This window comes from Ensifer sesbaniae (genome assembly GCF_013283665.1).
Lineage (GTDB): Bacteria > Pseudomonadota > Alphaproteobacteria > Rhizobiales > Rhizobiaceae > Ensifer > Ensifer sesbaniae.
Window position 1 is genome coordinate 2,100,587 of the sequence record NZ_JABEKU010000001.1, and the last position, 14,320, is coordinate 2,114,906.

10 protein-coding genes are annotated in these 14,320 nt (G+C 63.6%); 3 read left to right on the top strand and 7 right to left on the bottom strand.

What is annotated here, in order from left to right; all coding sequences use genetic code 11:
- Positions 1-70 precede the first annotated feature (70 nt).
- A complete protein-coding gene (locus tag BHMPCIPO_RS10235) occupies positions 71-1,588 on the bottom strand; it encodes a helicase HerA domain-containing protein (protein WP_173516628.1) in 1,518 nt (505 codons plus the stop codon).
- 274 nt (positions 1,589-1,862) lie between these two features.
- On the opposite strand from BHMPCIPO_RS10235, the gene BHMPCIPO_RS10240 reads away from it, so the two are divergent.
- Positions 1,863-2,084, top strand: a complete 222-nt coding sequence (locus BHMPCIPO_RS10240; RefSeq protein ID WP_173516629.1) for a hypothetical protein — start codon at positions 1,863-1,865, stop codon at positions 2,082-2,084.
- A gap of 36 nt (positions 2,085-2,120) precedes the next feature.
- Here BHMPCIPO_RS10240 and murI read toward each other — a convergent pair whose 3' ends face one another.
- The 3 genes from murI to BHMPCIPO_RS10255 form a co-directional block, all read right to left on the bottom strand.
- Positions 2,121-2,966 (bottom strand): glutamate racemase, encoded by an 846-nt coding sequence (murI, locus tag BHMPCIPO_RS10245; RefSeq protein WP_173516630.1) that lies wholly within the window; start codon positions 2,964-2,966, stop codon positions 2,121-2,123.
- Entirely contained in the window at positions 2,953-3,798 is an 846-nt protein-coding gene (locus BHMPCIPO_RS10250) for an RNA methyltransferase (protein ID WP_173516631.1), read from the bottom strand. The genes murI and BHMPCIPO_RS10250 overlap by 14 nt, the downstream gene beginning before the upstream one ends.
- A gap of 85 nt (positions 3,799-3,883) precedes the next feature.
- The gene (locus tag BHMPCIPO_RS10255; protein ID WP_173516632.1) at positions 3,884-5,860 is read right to left on the bottom strand and encodes an FUSC family protein; all 1,977 of its coding nucleotides are present in this window, start codon (positions 5,858-5,860) and stop codon (positions 3,884-3,886) included.
- Between the two features lie 277 nt (positions 5,861-6,137).
- On the opposite strand from BHMPCIPO_RS10255, the gene BHMPCIPO_RS10260 reads away from it, so the two are divergent.
- Positions 6,138-7,352 (top strand): NADP-dependent isocitrate dehydrogenase, encoded by a 1,215-nt coding sequence (locus tag BHMPCIPO_RS10260; protein ID WP_173516633.1) that lies wholly within the window; start codon positions 6,138-6,140, stop codon positions 7,350-7,352.
- A gap of 159 nt (positions 7,353-7,511) precedes the next feature.
- On the opposite strand, the gene BHMPCIPO_RS10265 is transcribed toward BHMPCIPO_RS10260, so the two are convergent.
- Positions 7,512-8,483, bottom strand: a complete 972-nt coding sequence (locus BHMPCIPO_RS10265) for a carbon-nitrogen hydrolase family protein (protein WP_173516634.1) — start codon at positions 8,481-8,483, stop codon at positions 7,512-7,514.
- Positions 8,484-8,695: 212 nt separating this feature from the next.
- The gene (locus tag BHMPCIPO_RS10270; protein WP_173516635.1) at positions 8,696-9,544 is read right to left on the bottom strand and encodes an AraC family transcriptional regulator; all 849 of its coding nucleotides are present in this window, start codon (positions 9,542-9,544) and stop codon (positions 8,696-8,698) included.
- A 173-nt stretch (positions 9,545-9,717) separates the two neighbouring features.
- Here BHMPCIPO_RS10270 and BHMPCIPO_RS10275 point away from each other — a divergent pair, with 173 nt between their 5' ends.
- Positions 9,718-11,391: a SulP family inorganic anion transporter gene (locus BHMPCIPO_RS10275; RefSeq protein WP_173516636.1), complete on the top strand. Its 1,674-nt coding sequence runs from the start codon at positions 9,718-9,720 to the stop codon at positions 11,389-11,391.
- 44 nt (positions 11,392-11,435) lie between these two features.
- Here BHMPCIPO_RS10275 and alaS read toward each other — a convergent pair whose 3' ends face one another.
- Positions 11,436-14,099 carry an alanine--tRNA ligase gene (alaS, locus tag BHMPCIPO_RS10280; RefSeq protein WP_173516637.1) on the bottom strand — a complete coding sequence of 888 codons (2,664 nt, stop codon included), beginning with the start codon at positions 14,097-14,099 and terminating at the stop codon, positions 11,436-11,438.
- Positions 14,100-14,320: the final 221 nt, after the last annotated feature.

Sequence of the window (14,320 nt, forward strand, 5' to 3'; positions counted from 1 at the left end):
CCGAAGGGGTGCGGCGCCGCAGCCTGCGGCGCCAGTCTGAATAAGGAATATTCCCTCTTGCCAGGCGGGTCTACTCGGCAGCGGTCGCAGCTGGGTTTGCCATGTCGGGCCCGTTCGCGTCGCCCGGCGCGGTTTCGCTGCCGAGATCCGGAAAGGCGACGATCCGTTTGCCGGAAAAATCGGCATGGATGACGATCAGCCCATGCTCCTCGAAATAGCCGAGCAGACGCCGGGCGCGGCGGGCCGAATGCGTGCCATAGGCGCGCGCAATCATCGCGTCCGAAGGACACGGCAGGCCGCGGACAGCAGCCTGCGCCATCATCAGGAACACCGCCTGAAGATCTTCGGTCACACGATCGGCAAGCTGCAGCGCCTGCGCCCAGGTTTCGGTCGCTGCCGTCTCCGCGTCGACGCCCGAACGCGCGACCGCCATCTTGCGGCGGAAGGCACTGAGTGACAGGGCCGCACCCGATGGCAGGCGGCGTATGCGGCAACGCACCAGGAAATCCTGGAACAATTCCGCATCGGGCCGGAAGGCTGCCTCGGGATTGGCGAGGATTTCCGCAAACACGCTGTCGAGCAGGTTCTCTTTCTCTTCGGCGGTCATTTCCGGCTGGGCCGGCTTCGGCTCGATCGGGGCCGCCGCTTCCGGTCGCGGACGTGACAATTCGGCGAGGATGTCGGTCGTCGGACGCGGCGGAGCGACCGTGCGGCGCATGATCGGCCGCGTCAACTCGTCCGGATCCGGGGTGAAGATCAGGTCCTCGACGTCCTGCGGCGCCTCCGGCAGCGGCATGAGCTTCGGGCTCGTCGAACGGGCCGACGTCTCGACCGTACCGATCGTCACCTTGAGCGGGCGGCGCGACAGCGCAGGGCCAAGTGCGACGAAGGAGCCGCGCTTCAGGTCGCGGAACATTTCCGCCGTGCGCCGGTCCATGCCGAGCAGATCGGCTGCGCGCAGCATGTCGATGTCGAGGAAGGTACGGCCCATCAGGAAATTCGAGGCTTCCGCCGCGACGTTCTTGGCAAGCTTTGCCAGGCGCTGGGTGGCGATGACACCGGCAAGGCCGCGCTTGCGGCCGCGGCACATGAGGTTCGTCATGGCGCCGAGCGAGATCTTGCGCACCTCTTCCGTAACGTCGCCGGCGACCGACGGCGCAAACATCTGGGCCTCGTCGACGACGACGAGAACCGGATACCAATATTCGCGATCCGCATCGAACATGGCGTTGAGGAACACGCCGGCATTGCGCATCTGCTGCTCGATATCGAGACCTTCCAGCGACAGCACGCAGGAAACGCGGTGCTGGCGGATGCGGGTGGCAATGCCGATCAGTTCCGCATCGGTCCGCTCGCCCTCGACGACCACATGGCCGAACTTGTCGGCAAGCGTGACGAAATCGCCTTCCGGATCGATGATGCACTGCTGCACCCAGGGTGCCGATTGCTCCAGCAGCCGGCGCAGAAGGTGCGACTTGCCCGAACCGGAATTGCCCTGCACCAGGAGACGGGTGGCCAGAAGCTCCTCGATATCGAGCGAGGCCGAGGTCCCTTCGGACGTCGTTCCCATGTCGATGCCGACCTTCATTTCCACCTCTTCGCGCTACGCTCGCGCATTTCCGGACGCAAAATCGCTGCTCACTTTTGAAATGCTCTGGACTGATTCGCGGTCATATGAAGACCGCCGATCAGGCGACACCTAGCACGGTTTCCCGGAAAATCGTGCCGCCGACACAAAAACCCACAGGGAATACGTGCAGGAGCGTCACCCGGGAGAGAGCCGAATGCAGAATCCGATAGCCGCAAGACTGAATTGAGGCCGACCAAAGATCGTACTTTTACGAGCAAAGAGGGATGCCCATATGGTTTTGGATCGAAGCGATTTGCCCGGGGCAGCAATGGAACATTACGAGACCGAACAGCAAATGGAGCTGAATAATCTCGATCAGCGTATGCGCGATGCTTACAAGGAGACGCAACGGGTCGCCTCGAAAGGCGACGCGGCGCGCGCCAGCCGCATGCGCTTTCTCGCCGCCTGCGTGTTGGCCGTTCTGATCGGCCTCTTGCTGGCGATCTTCTTTTAGGGAGCGGGGCGGTCATACGAAGGCATAAAGAGCGCCCTAGCCGATCGCTTCTGCCTGCCCCACGCGCCCATCGGCGGTGGCATTAGGTGCCACCGTCAAACCGAAGCCCTGCATCAGCCGTCGGGTGGCAAAATCCGGTTTGCCCGAGGTGAAGATCGCCGGATCCTGCCCGTTCAGCGGCTCAAAACCGTTTGGCAGCGGCACCAGTGACCGCGCCCGCCGGGCAATGGCTTCCGCCGGGTCCAGCCAGTCGACCGGCCAGGGTGCAAGCCTGCGGAAGACGTTGGCCATGAAGGGATAGTGCGTGCAGGCGAGCACGACGATATCGGTCTTCTTGCTGTCCATCTCGACGAAGCACGGGGCGATTTCGGCAAGCACGGTCTCGTCGTCCAGCTTGTCGCCTCGGATATAGGCCTCTGCCATCTTGGCGAGGTTCTCCGAGCCGACGAGCCGCACATGGCACTGGCTGGCGAAGGACTGGATGAGATCGCGCGTATAGGCGCGCTTGACCGTGCCCGGCGTCGCCAGGACCGAAACGAGCCCGGAGCGCGTGCGCTCGGCCGCCGGCTTGATCGCAGGCACCGTCCCGACGAAGGTCATCTGCGGATAGGCTGCGCGCAGATCGGCGCCGACGAGCGTGAAGGCGGTGTTACAGGCGATCACGCAGATTTCCGGATCATGCTCGGAAAGCAGCCGGCCGAAGAGCGCGATCACCCTTTCCTTCAGCGCCGCCTCTTCCCAGCCGCCATAGGGAAAGCCGGCATCGTCGGCGACATAGATGAAATGCCGCTCGGGCATCAGCACCCTCGCCTCGCGCAGCACGGTCAAGCCGCCGATACCGCTGTCGAAGACGAGGATGGGTTTCAGTTCACTCGCTGTCACCGTTGTCCCGCGCTTTCCTGCTGTGCTCGCCCCTGCTGTGATCACTCGGAGCGCCGGAGCCGCGCGGGTTTTCCCGCGTGAACCGGTCGAGCGAAGAAATAACGCCGCGCAGCACCTGGATTTCCGATTCGGTAAAGGATGGTCTGGTCAGAACGGCGCGCAGGTTCTCGACCAATTTCGGCTTTTTGTCGGCGGAGCGGAAATAGTTGCGCGCATCGAGTGCATCCTCGATATGGTCGAAGAGGCCCTGCAGATGCTCCTTGGTCGCCGGTCGCTGCTCGATCGCCTGGAACGAGGTCTGGTCCTCCGATTCCATGCCCGTCTTCATCCACTCGTAGGACATCAGCAGCACGGCCTGGGCGAGGTTGAGCGACGCGAAGGCCGGATTGACCGGAAAGGTCACGATCTCGTCGGCAAGCGCGACTTCCTCGTTGGTAAGTCCGGTGCGCTCGCGCCCGAAGACGATCCCGATCTTTTCGCCGCCGTTGAAGCGCTGGCGAAGCGTGCGCGCCGCGACGATCGGCGAGCGCACTGGCTTGTAGCCGTCGCGGTCCCGGGCCGTCGTCGCATAGACGAAATTGAGGTCGGCGATCGCCTCCTCGAGCGAGCCGTAGAGCTTGGCCGCGTCGATGACGTGATCGGCGCGGCTCGCGGCAGAACGCGCCTTCTCGCTCGGCCAGCCATCGCGCGGATTGACGAGCCGAAGCTCGGCCAGGCCGAAATTCGCCATCGCGCGGGCGACCATGCCGATGTTTTCGCCGAGCTGCGGATAGGCGAGAATGATGGCCGGTCCTTCCGCCAGAAGTTCGCGCTCGCTGTTCGTGCCTGCCATTTCCTTAGCCTTTGCCTCTCGTTCGGCGCTTCCCTTGCACAAATGTTGGCGAAATTAAAGTCCGGCTTGGCTTTGGGCAGTGCAGCTACAGATGAAGACGGTTGAGAGAGATCCCGATCATCTCCAGACCAAGCTCGGCGTCGTCCTTCGATATCGGCAGGTGACGATCGACCGGCGCGCCGATCCTGCCGACTTGATAGAAATAGGCCGAAGCCTTGTCGCGAACCGACTGGACGAGTTCGAGATTGGCGTCGATGTCGTCGTTGAAATCGCCCCCCTCCAGTTCGGCATCCGTGCCGACGCGCCGCGCGAAGACCCGTGCCCAATAGGTACAGGCCATGAAGATCGCCAGTGCCTGACGAACATGGCCAGGGCGGGTGACGAGTTGCCAGGGCAGCCCGAGCGGTTTTGCCGCCGCCGCCAAATCGCGATAGGCGCGATCGAGCGCCTGCGATCGGGTGATGAGCGCCAAGCCCGAAGCCCCGTCCCTCGCCGCCTGCAGCAGACCCGTCAGTTCGTCGCACCAGGCAGCGACGGCCGCATCGAGCGTGGTGCGGGTCCGGGTCGGAAACACGACGAAGGCAACGGCCGCACCGGCGATCGAGCCGATCATGGTTTCCTCGAGACGCAATTGCAGCAGATGCGGCGTCAGCACGCCCATGAGACTGTAGACCAGCGACAGCACGACGGAGATGAAGAGGGTCATCGTCGCATAGGACACGGCGAGGAAATAGAAGGCGAGAAAGACGCAGAGCGCGCTCAGCGGCAGCACCAGATAGATGTTGCCGCCGACCAGCGTGCCGACGACGATGCCGACTACGATACCGAAGAGCGTGCCGGCAGAGCGCTGCAGGGCCTTCACCGCCGTATCGCCACGCGAGCGCGTGTTCGTGAAGACCAGAAACGCCGCAAGCACCGCCCAGAACCAGCGCTCGCGCGATAGCATCAGCCCGAACACCATGGCGATGCCGGAGGCAAGGGTGATCTGGATCGCGGCCTTCAGCGCCGGTTCGGCAAGCGACGGTTTCCATCGGCTTGCCGCGCCACCTGATTGCGCCAGCGGCTCTTCGAGATCGGCCGGTGTCAGCTTCGCCAGACTGCGGGCGAGCCTCTGCCTGACATTCCGAAGCCAGAGCAGCGCCTTCACCGTTTCTTGGCGGCGCGGTGCGGCATCGCCAAGCCGGGCCATCTCCTCGTCGATCCTCTCGCCGTCGCGCGCGATCATCGCCTCCACCAGCGCTGGCGGTGGCATCGACTGGAAGCTTAGGACGATGACGCTTTCGGCCGCGAGATGCAGATCGAAAAGATTGATGACGAGATCGGCGGACGCCACTCCGGGCTCGGGTTGCGGCCGTCGGTTCTCGGTCGGAATGAAGCTCTCGGCCATCAGCACGGCTTCCTTTAGCCGCTCTTCGGCCGTGTGCAGCCTCCGCCGATCGACCTCGGAAAGAACCGGCTTGCGGGCAATCTCCGCCAATTCGAGAAGCATGCGGTCGACACGACGCTGCACGCTCGCTGCAGCGCGCAGCAGGTCACGGTAGCGGTCATCCGGCAGCAGCCGCGTGCGAACGAGATGCGCGACCGTCGCGGACACCGCCGCCCCAAAGAACAGTGCCGGCAACTGGTCCGCGGTCGGCTGGAGGTAGGCGCCGGTAAAGTAGGACATGAAAGCAAACATGCCGACGGCAAATCCGCGGGGACCGAAGGATCGGCCGTAGACGGCGAGAAAGATGATCAGCAGGAAGACGACGTCCGAGACGTAGCGATGATCTTCCAGGAGCGAGGCGAGCCCGACCATCGAAACACCGACGAGAACGGCGATGATGCGCGTGAGGCGCTGGCCGGCCACGGTGTGGTCGCGGACTGCCAGCCCGCCCTCGATGGAAAGCGATGCGGCAAGACCATAGGCCGCCGGCGGCAAGGGCGCGATCAGGTAATGGACCGCCATCAGGATCAGGATTGAAACGACGATCGTCGTGGTGATGCGGGAGGCCTGCCGCAGGCGGGAGAAAGCGGGATCGTTGGCAAGAAGCCAGTCACGCACGCGGGAGCGAAATGCCATCGGACGCCTATTGCTTGTTTGCGCTCGCCTCAAACGGGCGCCGCCTCGCCGGTTCCTTCCTGCATAACGACAGAAGCGATCTTTGCAAGGCCGATGGCGTCCTGGGCCGCCCCGCAAAGCGTTGCCGAACGCTCGGTCGACGCGAGCCTTCGGCTCGATCCAAAGTTTCAGCCAAGCATGCTTTGCCTTGCCGGTTCTGAGTGCTATAGGGCACAGGATTTTTCAGAGAGGAAGGGACATCGCTCCCGCTGTCCCGCACAAGCTACGAGGCATATTCATGGCAAAGATCAAGGTCGCCAATCCGGTCGTCGAGCTCGACGGCGATGAGATGACCCGCATCATCTGGCAGTTCATCAAGGACAAGCTGATCCATCCCTACCTCGACATCGATCTGGAATATTACGACCTCAGCGTCGAAAACCGCGATGCCACCGAAGACCAGGTGACGGTCGACGCCGCCAACGCGATCAAGAAGCATGGCGTCGGCGTCAAGTGCGCCACGATCACGCCGGATGAAGCCCGCGTCGAGGAATTCAAACTGAAGAAGATGTGGAAGTCGCCGAACGGCACGATCCGCAACATCCTCGGCGGAGTCATCTTCCGCGAGCCGATCATCTGCAAGAACGTTCCGCGCCTGGTTCCGGGCTGGACCAAGCCGATCATCGTCGGCCGTCACGCCTTCGGCGACCAGTACCGCGCCACCGACTTCAAGTTCCCGGGCAAGGGCAAACTGTCGATCAAGTTCGTTGGCGATGACGGCCAGACGATCGAACACGACGTCTATGACGCCCCCGGCGCCGGCGTTGCGATGGCCATGTACAACCTCGACGAATCGATCACCGAATTCGCCCGCGCCTCGTTCAACTACGGCCTGCAGCGCAAGGTTCCGGTCTACCTCTCGACCAAGAACACCATCCTCAAGGCCTATGACGGCCGCTTCAAGGACATCTTCCAGAAGGTCTTCGAGGAAGAATTCGCCGAGAAGTTCAAGGCCGAAAAGCTGTGGTACGAACACCGCCTGATCGACGACATGGTTGCCTCGGCGCTGAAGTGGTCTGGCGGCTATGTCTGGGCGTGCAAGAACTACGACGGCGACGTCCAGTCGGATATCGTTGCCCAGGGCTTCGGCTCGCTCGGCCTGATGACCTCGGTTCTGATGACGCCGGACGGCAAGACGGTCGAAGCCGAAGCCGCCCACGGCACGGTCACCCGTCACTACCGCCAGCACCAGAAGGGCGAGGAAACCTCGACCAACTCGATCGCCTCGATCTTCGCCTGGACCCGTGGCCTCGCCCACCGCGCCAAGCTCGACGGCAATGCCGAACTCGCGAAGTTCGCCGACACGCTCGAGAAGGTCTGCGTCGACACCGTCGAAGCCGGTTTCATGACCAAGGACCTGGCGCTGCTCATCGGTCCCGATCAGCCCTGGCTCTCGACCACCGGCTTCCTCGACAAGATCGACGAGAACCTGAAGAAGGCCATGGCCGCCTGATAAGGCGCCGGACCCGAAGGCAACGAAACCCGGCCTCGAGCCGGGTTTCTTTTTGGCTGATCGCAATTCCGAAGCCCCGATCACCGTTCCGCGGCCTGCGCTCGCCTCCGCTAGAGCCGAGCTTCCCAGAATCGCCTAGAACATGTCACGGCTGTTGCTTCACGGGTCGTCGCCCACGATATGCGGAGCGTAGATTCCGTCTCGGGCCTGTCGACGCCATGGCCGGGCCGGATCGCCGGGATCGTTGCCGATATCGGCCACGACAATCGAAGGCCCGTCTCCGGCGCATCGCGCGGCCCATTGGCCGTCGGGGGCAACGATACCCGAGGGAGCCGCGAGGCCCGGCTGTGCGAGAACGGCGAAACTCGCCCAATAGCAATTGCTCGACGCATGCCCTTGCACCTCGGCGGCAAAAGCCAGGTCGATTGGCATAGGGCCGCCGGAAGTCGAGAACAGGACGCAATCGACATTCAGCCGCTCGTATTCGATGAAAAGCTCGGGAAAGTGGCACTCGATACCAAGCGTGCAGCCGAAGCGGACATCGTCGACGTCGAATGTCAGCGGGATCGATCCGGGCGTGTACATGAACGAGATCTTCGTGTTCGACAGCATGCGCTCGTCGTAGCGTGTTGCGACCGTTCCCTTGTCCGAGATTACATACAGGCTGTTGTGCGGGCGATGAGGTTCGGTGAGCGGATGTACTGACCCGAGGACTGTCCATAGGCCGAGTTCCCGCGCCAGCGTTCGCGTGGCATCAAGCTCCTCGCGCAGAACTGCCCAATCGAACCGGTGCCAATCGGATGGACCTATTTCGCGGGGACCGATAGCGGACATAATGCGCTTGTTCGGAAAACACGTCGCTCCCTCCGGGAAATGCACTACGCGGGCTCGTGCCCGATGCGCCTCCTGCATCAGGTTCCGGATTTTTTCTCCGGCAAGCCGAAGTGCTGCCGCGTCGCGGGGGTCGTCGAAATAGCCGGATTGCGCCACGGCCAAGCGCAGCGACTTTGATTGACGAGGCGCGCCACGCGCCTTCGCATCGCGAAGATGCATGAGCGCGGTCGTATAGGATTCGCCGGTCTTGGCGGCGCGGGCGCGAACGCGCCGTTTGAAATTTCGGTTTTCAGTCATAGCGAAGGCCTTTCGCGTCTCGGGCAAGTTCCCCAGCAACCGGACCCGAAACGGTGGGACCGAGGTTTGCAGACCCGAGACTGAAGTCCCTTTGCCCCCCGTGAAAGGACCGTGCTGGGGACGATCTTTGGAGGTTCGGCGCAGGCCACGCCGAACCAAAGGCGCCGCTGAGCCGCCGATTCGTCAATTCCAACGCGGCGACCCGACGCCAGTCATTTCAACGGCAGATAGATCTCGCTCAACAGTTCCGTCGGCGGAACCTCGCGGGGATTGTTGAGATATTTCTCGAACATCAGGCTGTCGCGGATCTCACGGCCGGATTGCGGCAGCCAGGTACCGTAGAGCCATTGATAGGCCTTCGGCATATCCGCATAGGGGCCTTTGTGGCGCAGTACCGCGTAGTGGCCGCCGTCGATGTGCTGTCGTGTCAATGGAGCGTCAGTCGGCATCTGTTCACGCGCACTAACGCAGGCGAAGGAGCGCAGATTCTCGACTGGCACCAGTTCCGGATCGTCGAGATAAATGCCGATCATTTCCATGTCCGGCCGGAACAATTGCCGTGAAAATAGGGTGCCGTAAAGCGTCTCAAACGCTCGCCCGATTTCCATATAGGAGCCGCTATGGGCGACGCCGACGAGGTCGATGGCTTCGACATCCCTGAGGGTGACTTCATACATATCCGTAATTCCTTCCGTTGAGTCGGTTTCAAAGGCCACATGGCTTCCCTCCTTGCGATAGCGCACCGGCGGCAGCCCATAGGACGCCTTGAACGTGCGGTTAAAGGACTGCAGATTGGGATAGCCAGAGCGCTGCGCGATCGTTTCGACAGGAAGATCGGACTGGGCAAGGTCGGCCGCGGCCCGCTGCAGCCGCAACCGCTTCACCGTGGCCGCCAGCGTCTCACCATGAACGGCCCGGTAAATCCGGTGCCAATGGTGCGGCGACAGGCAAGCGATCTCGGAAAGACGATCGAGATCGAGATCGCCGTCGAGATGTGCGTAAATATAGGCCGAGACGCGGTGGAGCCGCCGCTCGTAGATTGCCCATGTATCGTCACCCATGTCGTGCTCCCTGTCGAACCTCTCGCGTTTCGCTCGAAACCCTTCAAATCACAGATCGAATTGACAAATCCTGCGGACCTCTGCCGCGCCCGCTTGTACCGCATCGCGACTCAGATAGGCTGAGCATGCCCGCCATGTTCGATCCAGCCAACGCGGTGCCTCTGGAGAGTCCGATGCCCGATTCTCTTGTTCCGAAAACAATCAGCGTTCTTGCGGAAGGATATGGCTTTACCCGCTTGAAAGCAGACGCGCTCGCTGGTTTGACCGTCGCGATCGTCGCACTGCCACTCTCCATGGCGATCGCGATCGCCTCGGGGGTGACGCCCGACCGTGGACTCTATACCGCGATCGTCGGCGGCTTCCTCGTTTCGCTTCTCGGCGGCAGCCGGGTGCAGATCGGCGGTCCCGCCGGGGCCTTCATCGTGCTCGTTGCGGCAACCGGTGCCCGGCACGGCCTCGACGGCCTGCTGCTCGCGACCGCCATGTCCGGGATCATGCTGGTTGCGGCAGGCTATCTCCGGCTCGGGCAATACATCAAGTTCATACCCTACCCCGTCACGGTCGGCTTCACCGCCGGCATCGCCGTCATCATCTTCGCCAGCCAGTTGCGTGACCTATTCGGCCTGACGCTCGGCGGCCCCGAGCCCGGTCCGATCGTCGACAAGGTCGCGGTGCTCGCCCACGCCGCAGGTACGCTCAACGGGGCGGCGGTGCTGACGGCGGGCCTGACCATCGGCATCATTCTCGGCCTGCGTCGGTTGAGACCGCATTGGCCCGGCATGCTGATTGCCGTGGCCGCGGCATCGGCCCTCGTCGCCCTGCTGCAACTTCCGGCGGAAACGATCGGCACGCGGTTCGGCGGCATTCCGCGCGGCCTGCCGCTTCCCGCCCTGCCGCCGCTTTCGCTCGAAAAGGCAATGGCCGTTTTTCCGGATGCGGTCTCGTTTGCTCTGCTCGGTGCGATCGAGTCGCTGTTGTCGGCCGTCGTTGCCGATGGCATGACCGGGCGCAGGCATCGCTCCAGCGTCGAGTTGATCGCCCAGGGCATCGCGAACATCGGTTCAGCGCTCTTCGGCGGCATCTGCGTCACCGGCACGATCGCACGAACGGCGACGAATGTCCGGGCCGGCGCCACCAGCCCGGTCTCCGGCATGCTGCATTCCGTCTTTCTGCTGCTCTTCATGCTGCTCGCGGCGCCGCTCGCGAGCTACATCCCGCTCGCCTCGCTTGCCGGCGTGCTCGCGATCGTTGCCTGGAACATGATCGAGAAGCCGGCCTTCATGGCGCTGCTGCGCTCCTCCTACGGTGATGCGGTCGTGCTGCTCGCAACCTTCCTCATCGTCGTCTTCCGTGAGTTGACGGAGGGCATCGTCATCGGTTTCGCTCTGGGCGCGGTTCTCTTCATCGACCGCATGGCCAAGAGCATCTCCATCGGTGAAACCAAACCGCTGGCGCCCGGCAAGCCGGAGAACGGCGAGGAGGAACATCCCCTCATCGCCGACGATCCGGATACGGTGATCTATCGGATATCCGGCATTTTCTTCTTCGGCTCGGCCGCAACCGTCGGCACGGTCCTCGACCGCATCGCCGACCAGCGGCAGAATTTCGTCCTCGATTGCTCGGAAGTGCCTTTCATGGATTCGACCGCCGCCAACGTCATCGAGGGAACGCTGCGGAAAGCCGAGCGGACGGGGGTTCGATTCATCATCACGGGCGCCAGGTCACAGGTGCGCCGCACGCTCTACCAGCATGACGTCCGGCCTCCGCGGGTTTTGATGCGCGCCTCGGTCGAGGCGGCGCTCCAGACCATCCGGAGCGAAAAGGCCGCAAGCGAAAAGGCGGCATAAAAAAGGGCGCCCGCAGCGCCCTTTTCATTGTTCTCTACAGACGCTCAGCCCGCCAGCGCTACCGCGACGGCCTCGATGGCCTCCGCCGCGCGGCCGCCATCCGGACCGCCGGCCTGCGCCATGTCCGGGCGTCCGCCGCCGCCCTTGCCGCCGAGTGCGGCAGAGGCCACGCGAACCAGGTCGACGGCGCTGAGCTTCGAGGTCAGGTCGTCGGTGACGGCCACGACGGCGCTCGCCTTGCCGTCGCCGGAAACGCCGACGAAGGCAACGACGCCGGAGCCGAGGCTCTTCTTGCCATCGTCAGCAAGGCTCTTCAGGTCCTTGGGCTCGACGCCCGAGACGACCTTGCCGAGGAAGCGAACGCCGGCGATGTCGCGGGCCGCATCGGCAGAACCGGCCTCGCCGCCACCGCCGAGCGCCAGCTTCTTCTTCGCCTCGGTCAGCTCGCGTTCCAGCTTGCGGCGCTCGTCGAGCAGCGCCTCGACGCGGCCGAGCACGTCGGCCGGCTGAACCTTCAACGTGCTGGCAAGCGTCTTCACACGCTCGTCCTGCTCGTTGAGATAAGCGCGCGCAGCTTCGCCGGTCAGCGCCTCGATGCGGCGGACGCCGGCGCCGACGGCGCTTTCCGAGACGACGCGGACGAGGCCGATGTCACCGGTGGCCGACACGTGGGTGCCGCCGCAAAGTTCGACGGAGTAAGGCCGGTTGGCCTTGGAACCATGAATGCCGCGGCCCATCGAGACGACGCGGACCTCGTCGCCATACTTTTCGCCAAAGAGTGCCATGGCGCCCTCGGCGATCGCATCGTCGACGCTCATCAGGCGCGTGGTCACCGGCGTGTTCTGCACGATGATCTCGTTGGCCATGTCTTCCACGACCTTCAGCTCCTCGGCCGTCATCGGCTTCGGATGTGAAACGTCGAAGCGCAGCCGCTCCGGTGCCACCAGCGAGCCCTTCTGGGCGACATGGGTGCCGAGCACTTCGCGCAGCGCCTCGTGCAGCAGGTGGGTTGCCGAGTGGTTGGCGCGAAGACGGGTGCGGCGCGCATGGTCGACGTCGAGCTGGGCGGCATCGCCCGTCTTGATCGAACCTTCGGCGACGACGGCGTAGTGGACGAAGAGCCCCTCGCCGCGCTTCTGCGTATCCGTCACGGTGAGCTTGCCGCCTTCGGTGGTGATCGTACCGGTGTCGCCCATCTGGCCGCCCGATTCGCCGTAGAACGGCGTCTGGTTGAGGACCACCTGAACGGTGTCGCCCTTGGCCGCGGAAGCGACAACGGCGCCATCGCGCACGATCGCCTGGATCACGCCTTCGGCCGTCTCGGTGTCATAACCGAGGAAGTCGGTTGCACCGTGCTTTTCCTTGAGCTCGAACCAGATCGTCTCGGTCGCAGCCTCGCCGGAGCCGGCCCAGTTGGCGCGGGCTTCGGCCTTCTGCCGTTCCATCGCTGCCGAAAAGGCATCGGTGTCGACGGTGATGCCCTTGGCGCGCAGCGCATCCTGGGTCAGGTCGAGCGGGAAGCCGTAGGTGTCGTAGAGCTTGAAGGCGGTCTCGCCGCTGAACTGGTCGCCTTCGGAAAGGTCGGCCGAGGCGTCGGACAAGAGGTTGAGGCCGCGCTCCAGGGTCTTGCGGAAACGGGTTTCCTCGAGCTTCAGCGTCTCGGAAATCAGCGCTTCGGCGCGCATCAGTTCCGGATAGGCGCGGCCCATCTGGCCGACGAGAGCCGGCAAGAGCTTCCACATCAACGGATCCTGCGCACCGAGCAGCTGGGCGTGGCGCATGGCGCGGCGCATGATGCGGCGCAGAACGTAGCCGCGGCCTTCGTTCGACGGCAGCACGCCGTCGGCGATCAGGAAGGCGGACGAACGCAGGTGGTCGGCGATCACGCGGTGGCTGGCGCGGCGGTCACCCGCCGCCTTGACGCCGGTCGCTTCTTCCGAAGCGGCAATCAGCGCACGGAACAAGTCAATGTCGTAGTTGTCGTGCTCGCCCTGCAGCACGGCCGCAAGACGCTCGAGGCCCATGCCGGTGTCGATCGAAGGACGCGGCAGGTTGACTCGCTCTTCCTTGGTGACCTGCTCGTACTGCATGAAGACGAGATTCCAGATCTCGATGAAGCGGTCGCCGTCTTCATTGGTCGAACCGGGCGGTCCGCCCCAGATCTGGTCGCCGTGGTCATAGAAGATTTCCGAGCACGGGCCGCAGGGGCCGGTATCGCCCATGGCCCAGAAATTGTCGCTGGTCGGAATGCGGATGATGCGGTCGTCGGAGAAGCCGGCGATTTTCTTCCAGAGGCCGAAGGCTTCGTCGTCGGTGTGGTAGACGGTGACCAGCAGGCGCTTGGCGTCGAGACCGTATTCCTTGGTGATCAGGTTCCAGGCAAGCTCGATCGCGCGCTCCTTGAAATAGTCGCCGAAGGAGAAGTTGCCGAGCATTTCGAAGAAGGTGTGATGGCGCGCGGTGTAGCCGACATTGTCGAGGTCGTTGTGCTTGCCGCCGGCGCGCACGCATTTCTGCGCGGTCACCGCCGTCGAATAGGGACGCTGCTCCAGCCCGGTGAAGACGTTCTTGAACTGCACCATGCCGGCATTGGTGAACATCAATGTCGGGTCGTTGCGCGGCACCAACGGGCTCGACGACACGACCTCATGACCGTTCCTGCGGAAATAGTCGAGAAAGGTCGACCGGATTTCATTCACGCCGCTCATCTTGCGTCCTATTCTTAGCACCAATTCCGGCCCGGCCGCGGCCATCGCCGCGCCATCAGCCGTTGTCCTTAAACCCCGCAGCCACCCTTGATGGCTGCGCCCTCCAACGCCCTCGGTCGCCGGAACCAAAGGCTTTTATCGTTCACGTACCATACTGTCCAGACGGCAGCAAAAACCGGCCGCCATGGGACGACCGGTTTCCAGGCAGCTTCCGTGGGCCG

Coding starts and splice junctions, on each gene's coding strand:
- BHMPCIPO_RS10235 (WP_173516628.1), bottom strand. CDS start 1,588: ATGAAGGTCGGCATCGACATGGGAACGACGTCCGAAGGGACCTCGGCC.
- BHMPCIPO_RS10240 (WP_173516629.1), top strand. CDS start 1,863: ATGGTTTTGGATCGAAGCGATTTGCCCGGGGCAGCAATGGAACATTAC.
- BHMPCIPO_RS10250 (WP_173516631.1), bottom strand. CDS start 3,798: ATGGCAGGCACGAACAGCGAGCGCGAACTTCTGGCGGAAGGACCGGCC.
- BHMPCIPO_RS10255 (WP_173516632.1), bottom strand. CDS start 5,860: ATGGCATTTCGCTCCCGCGTGCGTGACTGGCTTCTTGCCAACGATCCC.
- BHMPCIPO_RS10260 (WP_173516633.1), top strand. CDS start 6,138: ATGGCAAAGATCAAGGTCGCCAATCCGGTCGTCGAGCTCGACGGCGAT.
- BHMPCIPO_RS10265 (WP_173516634.1), bottom strand. CDS start 8,483: ATGACTGAAAACCGAAATTTCAAACGGCGCGTTCGCGCCCGCGCCGCC.
- BHMPCIPO_RS10270 (WP_173516635.1), bottom strand. CDS start 9,544: ATGGGTGACGATACATGGGCAATCTACGAGCGGCGGCTCCACCGCGTC.
- BHMPCIPO_RS10275 (WP_173516636.1), top strand. CDS start 9,718: ATGCCCGATTCTCTTGTTCCGAAAACAATCAGCGTTCTTGCGGAAGGA.
- alaS (WP_173516637.1), bottom strand. CDS start 14,099: ATGAGCGGCGTGAATGAAATCCGGTCGACCTTTCTCGACTATTTCCGC.